Origin of the sequence: Streptomyces sp. NPDC093085 (assembly GCF_040683935.1) — a bacterium.
In the GTDB taxonomy this organism is placed as follows: domain Bacteria; phylum Actinomycetota; class Actinomycetes; order Streptomycetales; family Streptomycetaceae; genus Streptomyces.
On sequence record NZ_JBFBFB010000016.1, the window covers coordinates 1 to 14,488 of the forward strand.

Consider the following 14,488-nt stretch of genomic DNA (forward strand, 5'->3'; position numbering starts at 1 on the left):
CGTAGTGCTCCAGGAGATAGGCGCAGTCCCGGTGGAGGAGGGCCAGGCGTACCTGGGCGGAGAGCGGTGTCAGGGCCGGGGCCTGTTCGGCGAGGTTGTGCCGGATGCTGTCCAGGCGTGAACGCCGGGGGTACCACTCGGGCCCGCCCGGCCAGAGCCCGTCGACGTGCGCCTCGGCGGCGGGCAGCAGGGCCGCGATATGGGTACGCAGGAGTGTGGCGGCGTGGGCCAGTTCAGCCTCGCCCGCCCGTGCGGTCCCCAGGGCGGCGGCCTTCGCGAGGGCGTCCTCAATACCGGTCCCCGGCATGGCCGGCGTCGTACCGGGCCCCGTCACCGGATACCACCCTGGCGCTGGTGGCCGTCGGCCAGGAGCCGGGCGACGGCGGCCGGGGAGCAGAGGGTACGGGCGTGGGCGGGCGGGACGGCCCAGTGGATTCCGGCGGGGCCCCTACGGTCGGGGCGGGGCACGGTGAGGTAGGTGTCCGGACCGAGCGCGGCGGCGTACCGGGGGTCCCAGACCGCCGCCGTTCCGGCGGGGACGAGGGCCAGGTACCAGCCGGGCGGCGACCAGATCACCGGACCGCCCAGCGGGGCCAGCACAGCGGTTACGGCGGACCGCTCGGGGGTGCTGGCCGCCGCGTGGACAAGGCGCTGCGGGAGTTTCACCGCGTCGAACATCGCGCCCAGGGCGAGCACGGCGGGACGCCCGTCCCGCCAGTCCCGGAACGCCGACTCCGGATCGGGAATCGATCTCGCCAGCCAGCGCTCGACGGGGGTGATGGTCAGCGGATGATGCTGCGTCATGATCGGCTCCATGTGACGGTGAGTAAGTTCCTCGTCACATCGTCCCGAGCATGCAACAGCGGAAGTACCCCAAGCTGGGGTACTTCTGTCGGTGCGTCAGTCTCGCTATTCCAGCCCGAACCAGCTACTCAGCGACCGCAACTCCTCGGTCGTCCGCCGGTACTTCATCGTCAGCAGCAGCGCCGCATCCCGCGCCATCGGCTTGTAGCGCGTCACCTGCGGGGCAACCTGCCGCGCCTGCTGAAGGTTCGCCAACGCCGCTTCACGCCGGTCGGCCGCGATGTGGGCCCGAGCGACGTTGATGTGGTACGCACTCATCCGGGTGGGCGGAACAGTCCCGGGAAGCATCTTGTTCTTGGCGATGACCTTGTCGGCCTCCGACACCTGCTGTAGCTCCAGCCGGGCCTGGATCTCGTGGATGGCGAGGTTGCCCATGCCGAACACGACACTGTGATGTCGCTGGTCCGAGGCGCGCGGTAGCCGCCGCAGGAGGGTTCGGGCCTCTTCGAGGTGGTGGTTCGTGGCCGCTGTGTCGCGGCGCCTGGACGCGAGGGTGACTTCCCGCAGCCGCATCCCGCCGAGGACCGTCAGACACTCCGCGCCCAGCCCGCGGCCCTCGTCGGCCAACTGCTCCCGGGCGGCTTGCAGAACGCGCAGCCCGGCACCGTACTCGTGCGCCGACTTGAACGTCTCGACCCGCTTGTACTCGGCGAGCGCGACAAGCACAGGGTCCGCAGTGAGCCCGGCCGCCCATCGCAGACGGTCCTCCACCTGCCCGCGCAGGTCCGGATACCCGAGCCGGTACGTGAGGGTGTGCGCCAGGTCGTAGGCCAGGGACAGCAGCCGGGCGGCCTGCCGCTGCTCCTTGCCCGCGCGGAGGTGTACGGATGCGGTCAGTTCTTCGAGCAGCGGGGGCAGGGCTTCACCGAGCCGGGTGAGCCGGCCGTGGACGCGGTGTTCGGTCGCGGCCTTGAGGTCGACCCGTAGCTCGGGCAGGGAGCGCGGCGTGTCGAACCAGTCGCCGGGCAGGTCCCAGTGCCGCAGCGCCGCCCGTACTTCGGTGATGGGGGCGTGGACCTGTTCGTCCTGCGGGAGGTCCCGGTAGGGCTGGCCGGTGAGGTCCTCGACGGTGACGTGGAGGACGCGCGCGACCCCGGTCAGGAGGCTCGGTGTGGGCTGACGCTCCCCGCGTTCGACCTTGCGGATGGCGCCGAGGGAAAGGTGGGAATGCTCTGCGAGTTGCCGCTGCGTGTATCCGGCCAGTTTTCGCCGGGACGCGATGCGGGCTCCGATGTGGACGTCGGCGGGCTCGGGCATACTGGGCTCCGTTCTGACCTAGTCACTCAGAACGGTACGCGCGGCGCCCCTGAATCGAGCTCGGCTTGGGGCGGTTGCATGTGGTCGACTGGGCCGATGACATCGACTCTCTACCTGTTCGCCAGCGCAGCCCCACCCGCTTTCGACATTGTCGGGGTCATCGGCGAGGTGCAGTCCCGCGGGTGGAATGTGTGTCTCGGGTTGACGCCGACGGCCGCGCGCTGGCTGGAGCCGCGAAGAGCTGAGCTGGAGCGGCTGACCGGCAGCCCCGTACGGTCCGAGTACAAACTGCCGGGCGAGCCGGACGTCTGGCCCAAGGCGGACGTCATCCTGCTGGCGCCGGCCACCTTCAACACCCTGAATGAGTGGGCGCTCGGATTGACGTCGAAGTTCGTCGTCGGCGTGGTTGCCGAGGGAATCGGCAAGGGCATCCCCATCGTGACGATGCCGTGCGTGAACGCCGCCTATGCCCAGCACCGGCGGCTGCACAAGAGCATTGCCGAGCTGCGGGAAATGGGGGTGACAGTGCTCTACGGCGAGGGCGGGTTCATGCCCAATCAGCCGGGCGAGAAGGAACCGTACCCCTGGGCCAAGGCGCTCGACGCGATCGCGAACGTGGCGACTCCCGCCTGATCGTCCAGCGCATGAACGCGTAACCGCAGGCGGCCCGGGGCTTGAGCTTCGGGGGGCGGGGCGAGGGTTCGCGCGGTGCTGAGCTGGGGAACAGGGGCGGCGGGGTGGCCCGGGGCTTGAGCTTCGGGGGTCGAGCTCTGCTTCTGAGGACTGGTTGGTTTCCTGTTTCCCACCCACCCTCCCTACCGTCCGCCCTGGCCCGGGTGTTGACTTTTCGCGATCGGGTTGCGACGCAGGGTGAGGAGCGTCTACCTTGCCCCTGAAACGTAAAACGGTCCCCGCCGGGTGCGCCAACACCTGACGGAGACCTCACCAGCTCGATCAAAGCGAGTGATCTTTGTGGCTGTTTCGCAGTTTAGTGTTGCGTCGGCGTGTGCGCACGGCGCTTCCCATCCGATGGCCAATCCGGGGTACGGGAAGCGTTCGGTTTCCGGTCAACCGGCCCCCTCCGCAGACGACTTCGCCCTCCTGCCCGGGCGGGAAGCCGCCATCGCCGGGTTCATCGACCGGCTGCCCGACGGGGCCGACATCTGCGTGAAAGCCCTGGCCAAGGTGATGGAGTACGGGCAGTGCGCCTTACGCACCGCCCTGAACTTCCTTGAACGGGCCGGGCATCTGCTGCGGCGACGCGAATTCCTCGCCGGTGCGAGCGGTGGGCGGTGGGTCACTCGTACGTGGTTCTCCCGTACGGCACGTGAGGGTGACGCCTGGGAGACGGGGGGCGAGACGGAGCGCCCGGACTTCCTGGACCCCTCAACTGCCGGTTGGTGCGCACCGGTTGCAATCGTGGCCGCCGCCCCGGCCGCACCGCCGATGACCAGCGCCGCCCCGGCCCCGGCCCCGGCTCCCTCCCCCGCCCTGGCGGCCGGTACGCGGCCACCCCGGTCCCGGGGGTATCTCCTGCTCGCCGCCCTCGGGCGCCGTTGCCCCGCGCTGTCGCTCTCCGCCGCCGACTGCGCGGCCCTGGAGCCCCTGGCCGCCGAGTGGTTCGTACGCGGGGCCGGGGAGGAGGATGTGCTGCACGCCCTCACCCACGGGCTGCCCGTACCCGTACACCATCCCGCCGGGCTCGTACGCACCCGGCTCACCGCCAAGCTGCCGCCCGAACCCGTTGACGTAGCGGCCACCCCGGGCCCGACAGCAGGCCCCCTGGTGGAGTGCGCCAACTGCCGCGCACCGGGACGACCGGAGGCCCTGGTCGACGGGGAGTGCCGCGCCTGCCGGGGCACTCCCGCACCCGTACCGTATCCCGCCGCGCTCCCACCGCACCGCGTCCGCGCCCTCGCCGCCGAAGCGCGGAACGCCGCCGCCGCATCAGAGCTGGACAAGGGCTAGACGAACCGGAAGAACCAGGCGGCGGTCCGGGCGCCTCTCTGTGCGCCCCGCCCCTATGCGCCTCGCCCGTCTCCTATGCACACCGCCGCGCGATCCGTGCCCCGCGCCCGGTCGGCGCGCTCCACTGGTGCGGTACCCGGGTCCCGTGGTGCACACGGAGTGCGGAGCGACGGAGGCGGTTCGATGACCACACCCCTGGCCGACTATGCCATGTTCGCGGGCAGACGCATCGCGATCGTCGAGCACATGCAGAACCACCCCTTCGTCCTGGGGCTGCGCCAGGCGCGCGAGCACGGGCTGGAGATCTGGCTGCTGACCGGTGACCGCTCCTGGTACACCCACGGCCACGACTGGGACACCCATCCGCTCGCCGCCGCCGTCGACCGGGTGATCGACGTGGACACCACCGACGTGGAGGCGGTCCTGGCGACTGTGACGGGACCGGGCGGCCGGCCGCTGGTGGACGGGTTGACCTCGTTCTCCGACTACCACACCGTGCTCGCAGCGCAGGCGGCGCGGCGGCTCGGGCTGCCCGGGCCCGACCCGGCCGCCGTGGAGACCGCGAACGTCAAGGACCGGCTGCGGGTGGCGCTCGGGGACGTGCCGTACAACATCCCCCACCGGCGGGTGAGCCGGGCCGACGAGTTGGCGGAGGCCGCCCGCGAGCTGGGCTTCCCGATGATCGCCAAACCGCCCGCCGAGGCCATCAGTTACGGCGTCCGGCGCGTCGACACCCTGGCCGAGCTGACCGAGGCGTTCCAGGAGCTGTCGCAGGTGCGGCAGAGCCTGCGGGGCCAGCCGCGCTCCGGTGACGTGCTGCTGGAGACATACGTCGAGGGCGAGGAGGTCAGCGTCGAGACGATGACGGTGGACGGCCGCACCCATGTCTTCGGCGTCACCTCCAAGGACCTGTTCGGCGACCCCGCCTATATCGAGTGCGGGCACACCTTCCCCGTACCGCTCCCGGACGAGGAGCGCGACGCGCTGTACTCCGTGGTCCGCGCGACCCTGGCGGCGATCGGCTACCGGCACGGCCCCTGCCACACCGAGGTGCGCCGCACCAAGACCGGGTGGCGGGTCATCGAGGCCAACCCGCGCACCCCGTCGAGCTGTATGACCATGCTGGTCACCGATGTCACCGGGCGCAGCCCCATCCTCGACGCGTGGCTGCTGGCCATCGGCGAGACCCCGCCCATCGAGCCCGTCGTCCACCGGGGCGGCGCGGCCGTCCGCATGATCTACCCGGAGCGGCGCGGCACCCTGAAGCGGATCGACGGCATCGAGGCCGCTTCCGCCGTGCCGGGCGTCCAGGTGCTGCTGCACGCGGAGAAGGGCGACAAGCTGCTCCAGCGGATGGACAACTCCGCGTGCGTGGGCTTCACCTATTGCAGCGGTCCCGACCGGCTGGCGGCCCGGGAGCTCGCCGACCGGGCGGCCGGTTTCCTCGACTTCGTGGTCGAGGAGGACGGAGCCGTGGAGGACGGAGCCGTGGAGGACGAGCCGGACGCATCGGGCGGCGAAGCCGAGGGGGCCGGGCGGGACGGGCGCTCGTGAGCGGCCACGGCGAGGTGGTGGCGGTCCCCGGCGCGGCGGCGCTGGAGGAGGCAGGCTGGTCGGAGCTGACCGGACCCGAGGACTTCTTCCAGACGCCCCGCTGGCTGGGTGTCCAGGAACGCAACTCCGGCACCACCATGGACTTCCTGGTACGCCGCCGGGCGGGCGCCCCGGTCGCCGCCCTGGTGACCGCCTGGGCCCATGACGCGGTGCCCTGGCTGCTCGCCCGTCCCGACGCGATGCTCGCCCAGGGCGTACGGGACGAGGAGCCGGAGGCGCTGGCCCGGCTCGCCGACACCGCCCACGGGGACCCGGCGTCGCTGCTGCCCTCCCTGGTGTGCGGCGGACGCCACCTGGGCCGGACCCGGCCGCTGGCCGGGCCGGACGCCCTGCCCTCGGATGTGGCGGCCCTGGTGGCGCACGCCGAGGGGCTCGCCGCCGAACGGGGCGCGGCCTCCGTGTGCTTCCCGCACGTGGACGAGCGCGACACCGGCCTCATCGCCCTGCTGCGGGGGCGCGGCTATGTCTCCCACCCGTCGGCGCACTATGCCTGGCTGCCCATTCCGGCCGGCGGGCGGGAGCAGTTCCTCGCCGAGATGAGCAAGCACCGGCGCCGCCGGGTCCGCCTGGAGCGCCGGGCGCTGGACGAGGCGAAGATCGACGTACGGGTGGAGCCGCTCACCCCGGAGCTGGTGCCCCGCCTCGGCGAACTCGACTGCAACCTGCTGCGCAAGTACGGCAACCCGGCCAGCCCCGAGCACTCGGCCGGCCTGATCGGCTGGATCGGCGAGGTCATGGGGGACGACGTGATGGTCTCCGTCGCCCGCAAGGACGGCGTCCCGATCGGCTTCGGGATGGTGCTGCGCTCCCGCTCCCGGGGCCGGGAGGAGTGGTTCGGCCACCGCGCGGGCTTCGACTACGAGGCCCAGGGGAAGCTGCCGCTCTACTACGACGTCCTCTACTACCGCGTCCTGGAGGCGGCGGCCGAACAGGGCGTCGGTGTCCTGCACGCCGGGATCGGCAGCGTCGAGGCGAAACTCGCCCGGGGGTGCCTCGCCGCCCGGGAACACTCCTTCCTCCTCCGACTCGAAGGGGGCCGGCGATGACCGCCCCGGCACGACGTTCCCGTACGGCACGACGCTCCGGTACGGTACGAGGCCCCGCCCAGGCGCCCGGCGGGCCGACGCCCGACGGCCAGGCACCGGGCGGCCCGGCGTCCGGCGGCCCGACGCCCGTCGGCCCCGCGTCCGGCGGGCCCGGCTGGGGCGCCGGTGTGGGCGCGCTGGTCAACCACTCCGCCCGGCGCGGCGGGACCCTGCGCCTGGTCTCCACCGCCGACGTGGACTCGCTCGACCCGGCGCGCACCTACTACGTCTGGGTGTGGCTGCTCCAGCGGATGCTCAACCGCACCCTCATGGCCTATCCGGCCGACCCGGGACCGGCCGGTCTCGTCCCGGTCCCCGACCTCGCCGAGGGCCCCGGCCGGGTGAGCGACGGCGGGCGCACCTGGACCTACCGGCTCCGGCCCGGCCTGCGGTACGACGACGGTACGCCGATCACCTCGGCCGGGATCCGCCACGCCGTACAGCGGGTGTTCGCGCAGGACGTGCTCCCCGGGGGGCCCACCTATCTCGTACCGCTGCTGGACGATCCGGCCCGGCCGTACCCCGGCCCGTACCGGACCGACGAGCCCCTGGCCTCCGTGCGCACCCCGGACGAGCACACCGTCGTCTTCCATCTGACCCGGCCCTTCTCCGACTTCGACCATCTGATGGCCCAGCCCTGCGCGGCGCCGGTGCCCCGGCACGCCGACACCGGCGCGGGCTACGGCGGGGCCCCGCGCTCCAGCGGCCCCTACCGGGTGGCCCTGCACACCCCGGGCGTCCGCCTCCACCTGGAGCGCAACCCGTACTGGGACCCGGCCACCGACCCGGTCCGCCCCGCGCTGCCGGACCGGGTGGAGGTGACCATCGGGCTGGACGCCGACGACCTCGACGCGCGGCTGATCGCCGGGGAGTTCGACATCAACCTGGAGGGGCGGGGGCTCCAGCACGCGGCCCAGGCCCGGCTCGCGGCGGACGAGGCGCTGCGCTCGGGCACCGACAACCCGCGGACCAGCTTCCTGCACTTCGTCGCCGTACAGCCGCACATCCCGCCGTTCGGCGACATCCACGCGCGCCGGGCGGTGCACTACGCCGCCGACCGGCTGCTCCTCCAGGAGGCCCGCGGCGGCCCCGTCACCGGCGGCGACCTGACCACGGCGCTCTTCCCGCCGGGGCTCCCGGCCCACCAGGAGCTGGACCCCTACCCGAGCGGCCCGGAGCGCACCGGCGACCTCGAAGCGGCGCGGGCCGAGCTGAGGGCGGCGGGGCTCCCGGACGGTTTCGACGCGGTGATCGGCACCCAGCGCGGCAAGTTCCGGCTGGTGGCCGACGCGCTGGCGGCCTCGGTGGCCCGGGTCGGCATCCGGCTGACCGTCAAGGAACTCGACGTGGCGACGTACTTCAGCCGGGGCGCCGGGCATCCGGGCACGGTACGGGAACACGGGCTCGGGCTGATCGTCACCGACTGGGGCGCCGACTTCCCCACGGAGTACGGCTTTCTCGCGCCGCTGGTCGACGGCCGCCAGATCAAACGCAACGGCGGCAACTGGAACCTGCCCGAACTCGACGACCCGGTGGTCAACGGCCTGATCGACGAGACCCTGCACACCACGGACCCGGAGGGGCGGGCGCGCCGCTGGCGGGAGGTGGAGCGGCGGGTGATGGACCACGCCGTACTGCTGCCCCTCGTCCACGACAAGACCCTGCACTTCCGCAACCCCTGGGTCACCAATGTCTATGTCCACCCGGCCTTCGGGCTCTACGACGTCCAGGCGATGGGCCTGGCCGCCGACCCCGACCACGATCCCGCCTCCGGCTCCGATCCCGGCCCCGCTCCCGCCCCCGCCCCCGGCTCCGGCTCCGGCTCCGACGCGTAAGGAACTCGCATGACCGACCTGGAGTTCGTCCCGCTCACCGCGGACGACGACGACATCGCGGGCCAGTGGCTGGACCTGCTGGACGAGACGGCCGGCGACCGTCCGCACGCGGCGCCGCCGTGCCGGACCGACCTGCTCGGCTCGCTGCGCCACGCCCCGCCCGGCGCCGTCCTCGACGACTGGGTGGCGGTGACCGGCGGCCGGGTGGCGGGCGCGCTGCGCCTGGTGCTCCCCGAGGGGGCGCCGGTGGCCCACGCCGACCAACTGCTCGTACGGAGCGGAGCGCGCCGGCGCGGCATCGGCGGCGCGCTCTTCCGCCACGCGCTCGAAGTGGCCGGTAAACACGGCAGGTCCGCCCTCACCGCGACGCTCACCGACGGGGTGCCCGACGGACCGCCGCCGGACCCGGGTCCTGCCGCCTTCGCCACCGCCATGGGCGCCGCGCGCGCGGATGTCCCGGCGGGGCTGCACCAGTGGCTCGACCTCGCCCGGTACAACCCGCTGGCGGAGGGCGTCCCCGTGGTGCCGGCCGGCTACTCCCTCGTCACCTGGGGCACCATCACCCCCGACACCTACGCGCTGCGGGTCTCCGCCCTCGAACTCTCCCTGGGCGACGCCCCCGTGGACGCCGCCCAGCAGGAGATCCGCTCCAGCTACGCCCGGCGGTTCGAGACGATGCGGGTGGGCCGGGGGCGGCGGGCCCACCACACCGGGGTGGTGCACGACGCGACCGGCGAACTGGCCGGCTACACCAGCGTCTCCAAGACCGCCGGCAACCCCGAGTACCTGCTCCAGGGCATGACCGTGGTCCACCGCGCCCACCGGGGCCACCGCCTGGGGCTGCTGCTCAAGCTCGCCAACCTGCGGTACGCGCTGGACCGGTGGCCCCGGGTACGGCGGGTGGAGACGGCGAACGACGAGACCAACCGGCCGATGATCGCCGTGAACGAGGCGATGGGCTTCGAACCCTATGAGCGGTTGGTGTCCTGGACACGGGAGGCCGGCCCGGGCGAGGGCTGAGCGGAGGGCCCGGTGCGGCCCCCGCGTGCCGGTGGCGTCCGGTCCGCGGGGGCCGCACGCCGTACCCGTACCCTCGCCGAACCGAGCAGCACCCCGCCGACGACCGCCGCACTGCCCACCGCCGCCCAGCCGGTGAGGCGTTCGCCCAGGAAGAGCCAGGCGACCGCGACACCGACGACCGGTACCAGCATCGAGAACGGCGCCACCGTGGCCGCCTCGTTCCGCTTCAGCAGCCCCGTCCAGATACCGGAGCCGACCACGGAACCGGCGAGCGCCGTGTACGCCAGCGCCACCAGCGCGGGCCAGCCGTCGCCCCCGAAGGAGGCCCCGAGCGCCCGCCACCCCGTGCCGGGGCCCTCCATGACGGCCGACAGGACCAGCAGCGGCACCGGCGGCACCACCGCCATCCACAGGGCGAAGCGCAGCGGATGGTCGGGGCGGGCCTGGCGTCCCGCGATATTGCCCAGGGCCCAGCCGAACGCCGCCAGCACGGTCAGCAGCAGCGGCAGCAGGGCGGCGGTACGGGAGCGGTCGAGGGCGATCACGGTCATGCCGAGCACCGCCAGGGCGATCCCGGCCACCTGCCACCGCGAGACCCGCTCGCCGAAGAGCGCGGCGCCCAGCACCATGGTGAACGGCGCCGCCGCCTGCACCACCACCGACGCCAGCCCGGACGGCATGCCCCGGTCGATGGCGATGAACAGCAGCCCGAACTGGAGCACCCCGAACCCCATGCCGTACAGCACGAGCCAGCGCACCGGCGCCTTCGGCCGGGGGACGAAGAGCACCACCGGCACGGCGAGCACCAGGAAGCGCAGCGCGGAGAGGAAGAGCGGCGGATAGTGGTCGAGCCCGATGCGCACGGCGAGGAAGTTCAGCCCCCACAGCAGGGCGACGAAGGCGGCGAGGAACCGGTCCCGGACGCTCACCGGGCCAGCAGCCCGGACGCGATGACCCGGGCGCCGAGCCCGCGCAGGAACAGGCCGTCGCCCACGGCCCGCTGCTCGTCGGCGCGTTGACGCAGCACCAGGACATAGGTGTCACCGGCGTGGTCCGTCAGCAGCCAGCAGAACATCATCACGCCCGGCGCGGAACCGGCCTTGAAGTAGACCCGCCGCCAGCGGTCGTGGTCGACGGCCAGCCCGGGATAGGCGGTCATGATCTTCTCGACCGCGCCGGTGGCGTCCCGGTCGCTGTCGGCCGCCGTCCGGCGCAGGACGTGCACCACGTCGTGCGCGTTCAGGAACCAGTCGACACCCCACCGGTGGGCCGCCTCACCGAGATCGGAGAGGCGTACGGTCAGCCTCCCGCCGATCCCGTCGAGCAGCGCCCGCCGCGCGTGCTCGTCCCCGGCGGCCCAGCGCTTCCTCAGCTCCGGGTCGCCCCAGCCGAGTTCGAAGATCTCCCGGCTGCTGGGGAACGGCCGCAGCAGAGCGGGGTCGTGGTGCCCGGATCCGGCCACCGCCCGCTCCACCGCGGCGCGGCCCAGCCGGTCGAGGACGAGGTCGGCGGCGGTGTTGTCGCTCAGGACGATCATTTTGTACGCCGTCTCGTACAGCGACGCCCGGGTGCCGTCGGGGAGTTCGTGCATCTCCCCGGTGGGCAGACTGCGCAGGGACGGCCGTACGGTCACCTCGTCGTCCCAGGTCAGCTCGCCTTCCTCGATCGCGTGGACGAGGGCGCGCAGCACGTACAGCTTGTTGGTGGAGCCGGCCGGCATCGGGAGGCCGGCGGCCGAGGAGTGCAGGACGTCGTATCCGCCGGGGGTCAGCCGTACGGCGAGGACGGAGTGTTCGACGCCCGGGGTGCGCAGCGCCTCCTCCAGCCGCTCCCAGGTGGGCACTTCGGGCGTCACCGTCTCGGGAGCGAGGGTGAGCGTACGGACCGCCCCGTCGGAGCCGAGGGTCAGCGACAGGGTCCGGCGCCCCCCGGGCCCGTCCAGCGTGATCCACACCTTGTGGGCGACGGCCTGGTACGCGACGACCGTGAACGGCCCCCGCTCCCGCCACCCGGCCAGCCGCGCGGCGAACCCCGGCGCGGCATCGGCGTCCGGGGCGGGCCCGGCCCCGGTGAGCAGGCCCACGGCCCACCGGGCCGCCTCGCCACGGGGCGAGTCGTCGGCGGCCAGGGCCGCGAGCGCGGCGGCGTGCGACGCGGCGGACGGCTGCGTGGCGGACGGCGACGCGGCGGACGGCTGCGCGGCGGACGGCGACGCGGCCGACGGCGACGCAGCGGACGGCTGCGCGGCGGACGGCGACGCGGCGGACGGCGACGCGGCGGACGGTACGGAACCGGCGGGGCCGGCGGCTTCGGTCATCATCGCTCCTGCTTCTCGTCCTCGTCGACCGTGATGGCCCCGCACGGGCAGAGCTCCGCGCAGAGCCGGGCCGCCTCGTGCGCGGCGGGCGGGGGCGTGGCGTCGAGCAGCGTCACGGTGCCCGTCCCGGGGTCCTGGGCGAAGATCTCCGGGGCCGTCGCCGCGCAGCGGCCCATGGCGCAGCAGGCGGCCGGATCGACCACGACGGTGAACCGGGGCGCCGCGCTCACCAGATCACCGGGAGCGCCCCGAGGCCGTAACTGGACACCTCGTGGCGGAAGTCCAGCTCCTCGAAGGGGACGGCGAGCCGGGCGCCGGGCAGCCAGCGCAGCACGGCGGCGAGGATCTCCTCCAGCTCGACCCGGGCGAGCCACTGGCCGAGGCACTGGTGCATGCCGTGGCCGAAGGCGAGATGCCGGCGGGCGTCGCGGTGCGGGTCCAGCCGGTCCGGGTCGGCGAAGACCCCCGCGTCGCGGTTGCCCGCCGAGAGCGAGAGCACCACGCCCTCGCCCGCCCGGATGAGCACATCCCCGAGGAGCACGTCCTCGACGGCGGCCCGGGCCAGGCCGTTCTGCACGATGGAGTGGAAGCGCAGCAGCTCCTCGACCGCCTGCGGCAGCAGCCCCGGGTCCTCGGTGAGCGCGGTGGCCAGACCGGGGTCGGTGAGCAGGCTCAGCAGACTGAGACTGGCCTGGCTGGTGGTGGTGCCGTGACCGGCGACCAGCAGCAGCCGGCACATCGGGACCAGTTCCTCGACGGTCAGCTCACCCGGCCGCACCCGGTCGAGCACGAGCCTGCTGATCAGGTCGGTGCCGGGATCCGCCAGCCGCTCCTCGACCAGCTCGCGCAGATAGCCGTCGAGTTCGTCCCGGGCCACCGCGACCTGGCCGGGGGTGTAGCCCCGGTCGATGAGGACGGCGCTGCGGCTCTCGATGAACTCCCTGCGGTCGTCGCCGGCCCCGAACAGCAGCGTGATGACCCGGGACGGCACCGGGATGGTCACCCCGGCGACCAGGTCGGCCGGCCGCTCCCCGGCCACCAGCTTCCCCAGCAGCTCGTCCAGCACCCCCCGTACCGCCGGCCGCAGCTCCTCGGCGCGGCGGGCCAGGAAGTCCCGGGTGAGCATCGACCGGAGCCGCGCGTGGTCCGGGTCGTCCATACGGATGAAGGACGCCGACTGGGGGTTGGCGCGCACCAGCGGGGAGGTGCGGGTCAGCATCGGGAAGCCGGGCGCGCTGGTGACCGCGGTGAAACGGCGGTCGCCCAGGACGGCCCGGACCCCGGCGTGCGAGGTCACCAGCCACACCTGCGACCCGTCCCACAGCGTCACCCGGCTCGCCGCCCCGCCCTCGCGCAACTCCGCGAGCCCCGGCGGTGGATCCACCGGTGAGACCCGGGTCATCGGATACGCCGGTGCCGTCCGCCGCTCCTGAGACGTCGCATCGTTCATCGTCCACCGCCCGTCGCCGTACCCGGATCACGCTCTGCGGAGAGCCAATCTGCCGCACTCCGGCCGGGCCCGGACGGGGCGCGGGGACGGCCCGCATAACCCGGCGGGAACGGGCATAACCAGGGGCGCCGAAAGGAATTCACCGGACAATGCGCCGACTGCTAGCTTTCCCGAAAACAGCACGGTGACCGCCGTATCGAGTGGGGAGAATTCATGTCATCCGCGCCGGAGGGAAAGCTGGAGGGAAAGGTCGCGCTCGTCACGGGCGCGAGTTCGGGAATCGGCGAGGCGACGGCGCGCATGCTGGCCGCCGAGGGCGCCGCCGTGGCGATCGCGGCCCGCCGGGCCGACCGGCTGCGGGCGCTCGGCGACGAACTGACCGCCGCCGGCGCCCGGGTGCACGTCATCGCCCTGGACGTCACCGACGAGGAGGCCGTACGGAGCGCCGTCGCGAGCACCGTCGAGACGCTCGGCGGCCTCGACATCCTGGTCAACAACGCCGGGCTGATGCTGCTCGGCCCCGTGGAGGACGCCGACACCACCGACTGGAGCCGGATGATCGGCACCAACCTGACGGGCGTGCTCCACCTGACCCACGCGGCGCTCCCGCATCTCCTGCGCGGCCAGGGCACCGTGGTGCAGATCTCCTCGGTCGCGGGGCGGGTCGCGGTGCGCGGGGCCGCCGTCTACAACGCCACCAAGTTCGCCGTGAACGCGTTCAGCGAGTCGCTGCGCCAGGAGGTCACCGAGCGGGGGGTGCGCGTGGTGGTCGTCGAGCCGGGCACGGTCGAGACCGAGCTGCGCGAGCACATCACCCACGCCCCCTCGAAGGCCGCCATCGAGGAGCGCGTCGCCAAGATCCGCCAACTGCGGAGCACGGACATCGCCGAGGCGGTGCGGTACGCGGTGACCGCCCCGCCGCATGTCATGGTCGGCGAGATCTTCATACGCCCCACCGACCAGGCCTGAGCCCCGGGAGGGCCGGCTCGCGCCCTGGGGCCGGCCCGCGCCCGGGGGCCGGCCCACGCCCGAGGGCCAGCCCCCGGCACCGGGGAGTGCGCACGGGGAGAGCCCGGAG

The 14,488-nt window shown here is 73.4% G+C and carries 14 protein-coding genes; 7 read left to right on the forward strand and 7 right to left on the reverse strand.

Annotated elements, in window-relative coordinates:
• The 3 genes from AB0O07_RS31215 to AB0O07_RS31225 form a co-directional block, all read right to left on the reverse strand.
• The coding region (locus AB0O07_RS31215) for a DUF6415 family natural product biosynthesis protein (protein ID WP_365639664.1) at window positions 1–307 on the reverse strand (307 nt) is incomplete at its 3' end.
• A gap of 23 nt (window positions 308–330) precedes the next feature.
• A complete protein-coding gene (locus AB0O07_RS31220) occupies window positions 331–804 on the reverse strand; it encodes a hypothetical protein (protein ID WP_365639667.1) in 474 nt (157 codons plus the stop codon).
• A gap of 105 nt (window positions 805–909) precedes the next feature.
• Window positions 910–2,121 carry a helix-turn-helix transcriptional regulator gene (locus AB0O07_RS31225; protein WP_365639670.1) on the reverse strand — a complete coding sequence of 404 codons (1,212 nt, stop codon included), beginning with the start codon at window positions 2,119–2,121 and terminating at the stop codon, window positions 910–912.
• A gap of 96 nt (window positions 2,122–2,217) precedes the next feature.
• Here AB0O07_RS31225 and AB0O07_RS31230 point away from each other — a divergent pair, with 96 nt between their 5' ends.
• The 6 genes from AB0O07_RS31230 (at window position 2,218) to AB0O07_RS31255 (ending at window position 9,643) form a co-directional block, all read left to right on the forward strand.
• Window positions 2,218–2,754, forward strand: a complete 537-nt coding sequence (locus tag AB0O07_RS31230; protein ID WP_365639672.1) for a flavoprotein — start codon at window positions 2,218–2,220, stop codon at window positions 2,752–2,754.
• A gap of 396 nt (window positions 2,755–3,150) precedes the next feature.
• The gene (locus tag AB0O07_RS31235; protein WP_365639675.1) at window positions 3,151–4,089 is read left to right on the forward strand and encodes a hypothetical protein; all 939 of its coding nucleotides are present in this window, start codon (window positions 3,151–3,153) and stop codon (window positions 4,087–4,089) included.
• A gap of 183 nt (window positions 4,090–4,272) precedes the next feature.
• Complete coding sequence (locus AB0O07_RS31240; RefSeq protein WP_365639677.1) at window positions 4,273–5,643, forward strand: ATP-grasp domain-containing protein; 1,371 nt, start codon at window positions 4,273–4,275, stop codon at window positions 5,641–5,643.
• On the forward strand, window positions 5,640–6,749 hold the full coding sequence (locus AB0O07_RS31245; RefSeq protein WP_365639680.1) for a GNAT family N-acetyltransferase: 1,110 nt from the start codon (window positions 5,640–5,642) through the stop codon (window positions 6,747–6,749). The genes AB0O07_RS31240 and AB0O07_RS31245 overlap by 4 nt, the downstream gene beginning before the upstream one ends.
• On the forward strand, window positions 6,746–8,623 hold the full coding sequence (locus tag AB0O07_RS31250) for an ABC transporter substrate-binding protein (RefSeq protein ID WP_365639682.1): 1,878 nt from the start codon (window positions 6,746–6,748) through the stop codon (window positions 8,621–8,623). The genes AB0O07_RS31245 and AB0O07_RS31250 overlap by 4 nt, the downstream gene beginning before the upstream one ends.
• Window positions 8,624–8,632: 9 nt before the next feature.
• On the forward strand, window positions 8,633–9,643 hold the full coding sequence (locus AB0O07_RS31255) for a GNAT family N-acetyltransferase (protein WP_365639685.1): 1,011 nt from the start codon (window positions 8,633–8,635) through the stop codon (window positions 9,641–9,643).
• Here the strand turns inward: AB0O07_RS31255 and AB0O07_RS31260 are convergent.
• The 4 genes from AB0O07_RS31260 to AB0O07_RS31275 are packed head-to-tail and all read right to left on the reverse strand — an operon-like array spanning window position 9,592 to window position 13,410.
• Window positions 9,592–10,572: an EamA family transporter gene (locus AB0O07_RS31260; RefSeq protein WP_365639687.1), complete on the reverse strand. Its 981-nt coding sequence runs from the start codon at window positions 10,570–10,572 to the stop codon at window positions 9,592–9,594. The genes AB0O07_RS31255 and AB0O07_RS31260 overlap by 52 nt on opposite strands.
• Window positions 10,569–11,960, reverse strand: a complete 1,392-nt coding sequence (locus tag AB0O07_RS31265) for a serine hydrolase (RefSeq protein WP_365639689.1) — start codon at window positions 11,958–11,960, stop codon at window positions 10,569–10,571. Before AB0O07_RS31265 ends, AB0O07_RS31260 begins: the two co-directional genes overlap by 4 nt.
• A complete protein-coding gene (locus AB0O07_RS31270; protein ID WP_365639691.1) occupies window positions 11,960–12,190 on the reverse strand; it encodes a ferredoxin in 231 nt (76 codons plus the stop codon). Before AB0O07_RS31270 ends, AB0O07_RS31265 begins: the two co-directional genes overlap by 1 nt.
• Window positions 12,187–13,410 carry a cytochrome P450 gene (locus AB0O07_RS31275; protein WP_365639692.1) on the reverse strand — a complete coding sequence of 408 codons (1,224 nt, stop codon included), beginning with the start codon at window positions 13,408–13,410 and terminating at the stop codon, window positions 12,187–12,189. Before AB0O07_RS31275 ends, AB0O07_RS31270 begins: the two co-directional genes overlap by 4 nt.
• A 213-nt stretch (window positions 13,411–13,623) precedes the next feature.
• On the opposite strand from AB0O07_RS31275, the gene AB0O07_RS31280 reads away from it, so the two are divergent.
• Window positions 13,624–14,379 carry an SDR family NAD(P)-dependent oxidoreductase gene (locus tag AB0O07_RS31280; protein WP_365639694.1) on the forward strand — a complete coding sequence of 252 codons (756 nt, stop codon included), beginning with the start codon at window positions 13,624–13,626 and terminating at the stop codon, window positions 14,377–14,379.
• Window positions 14,380–14,488: the final 109 nt, after the last annotated feature.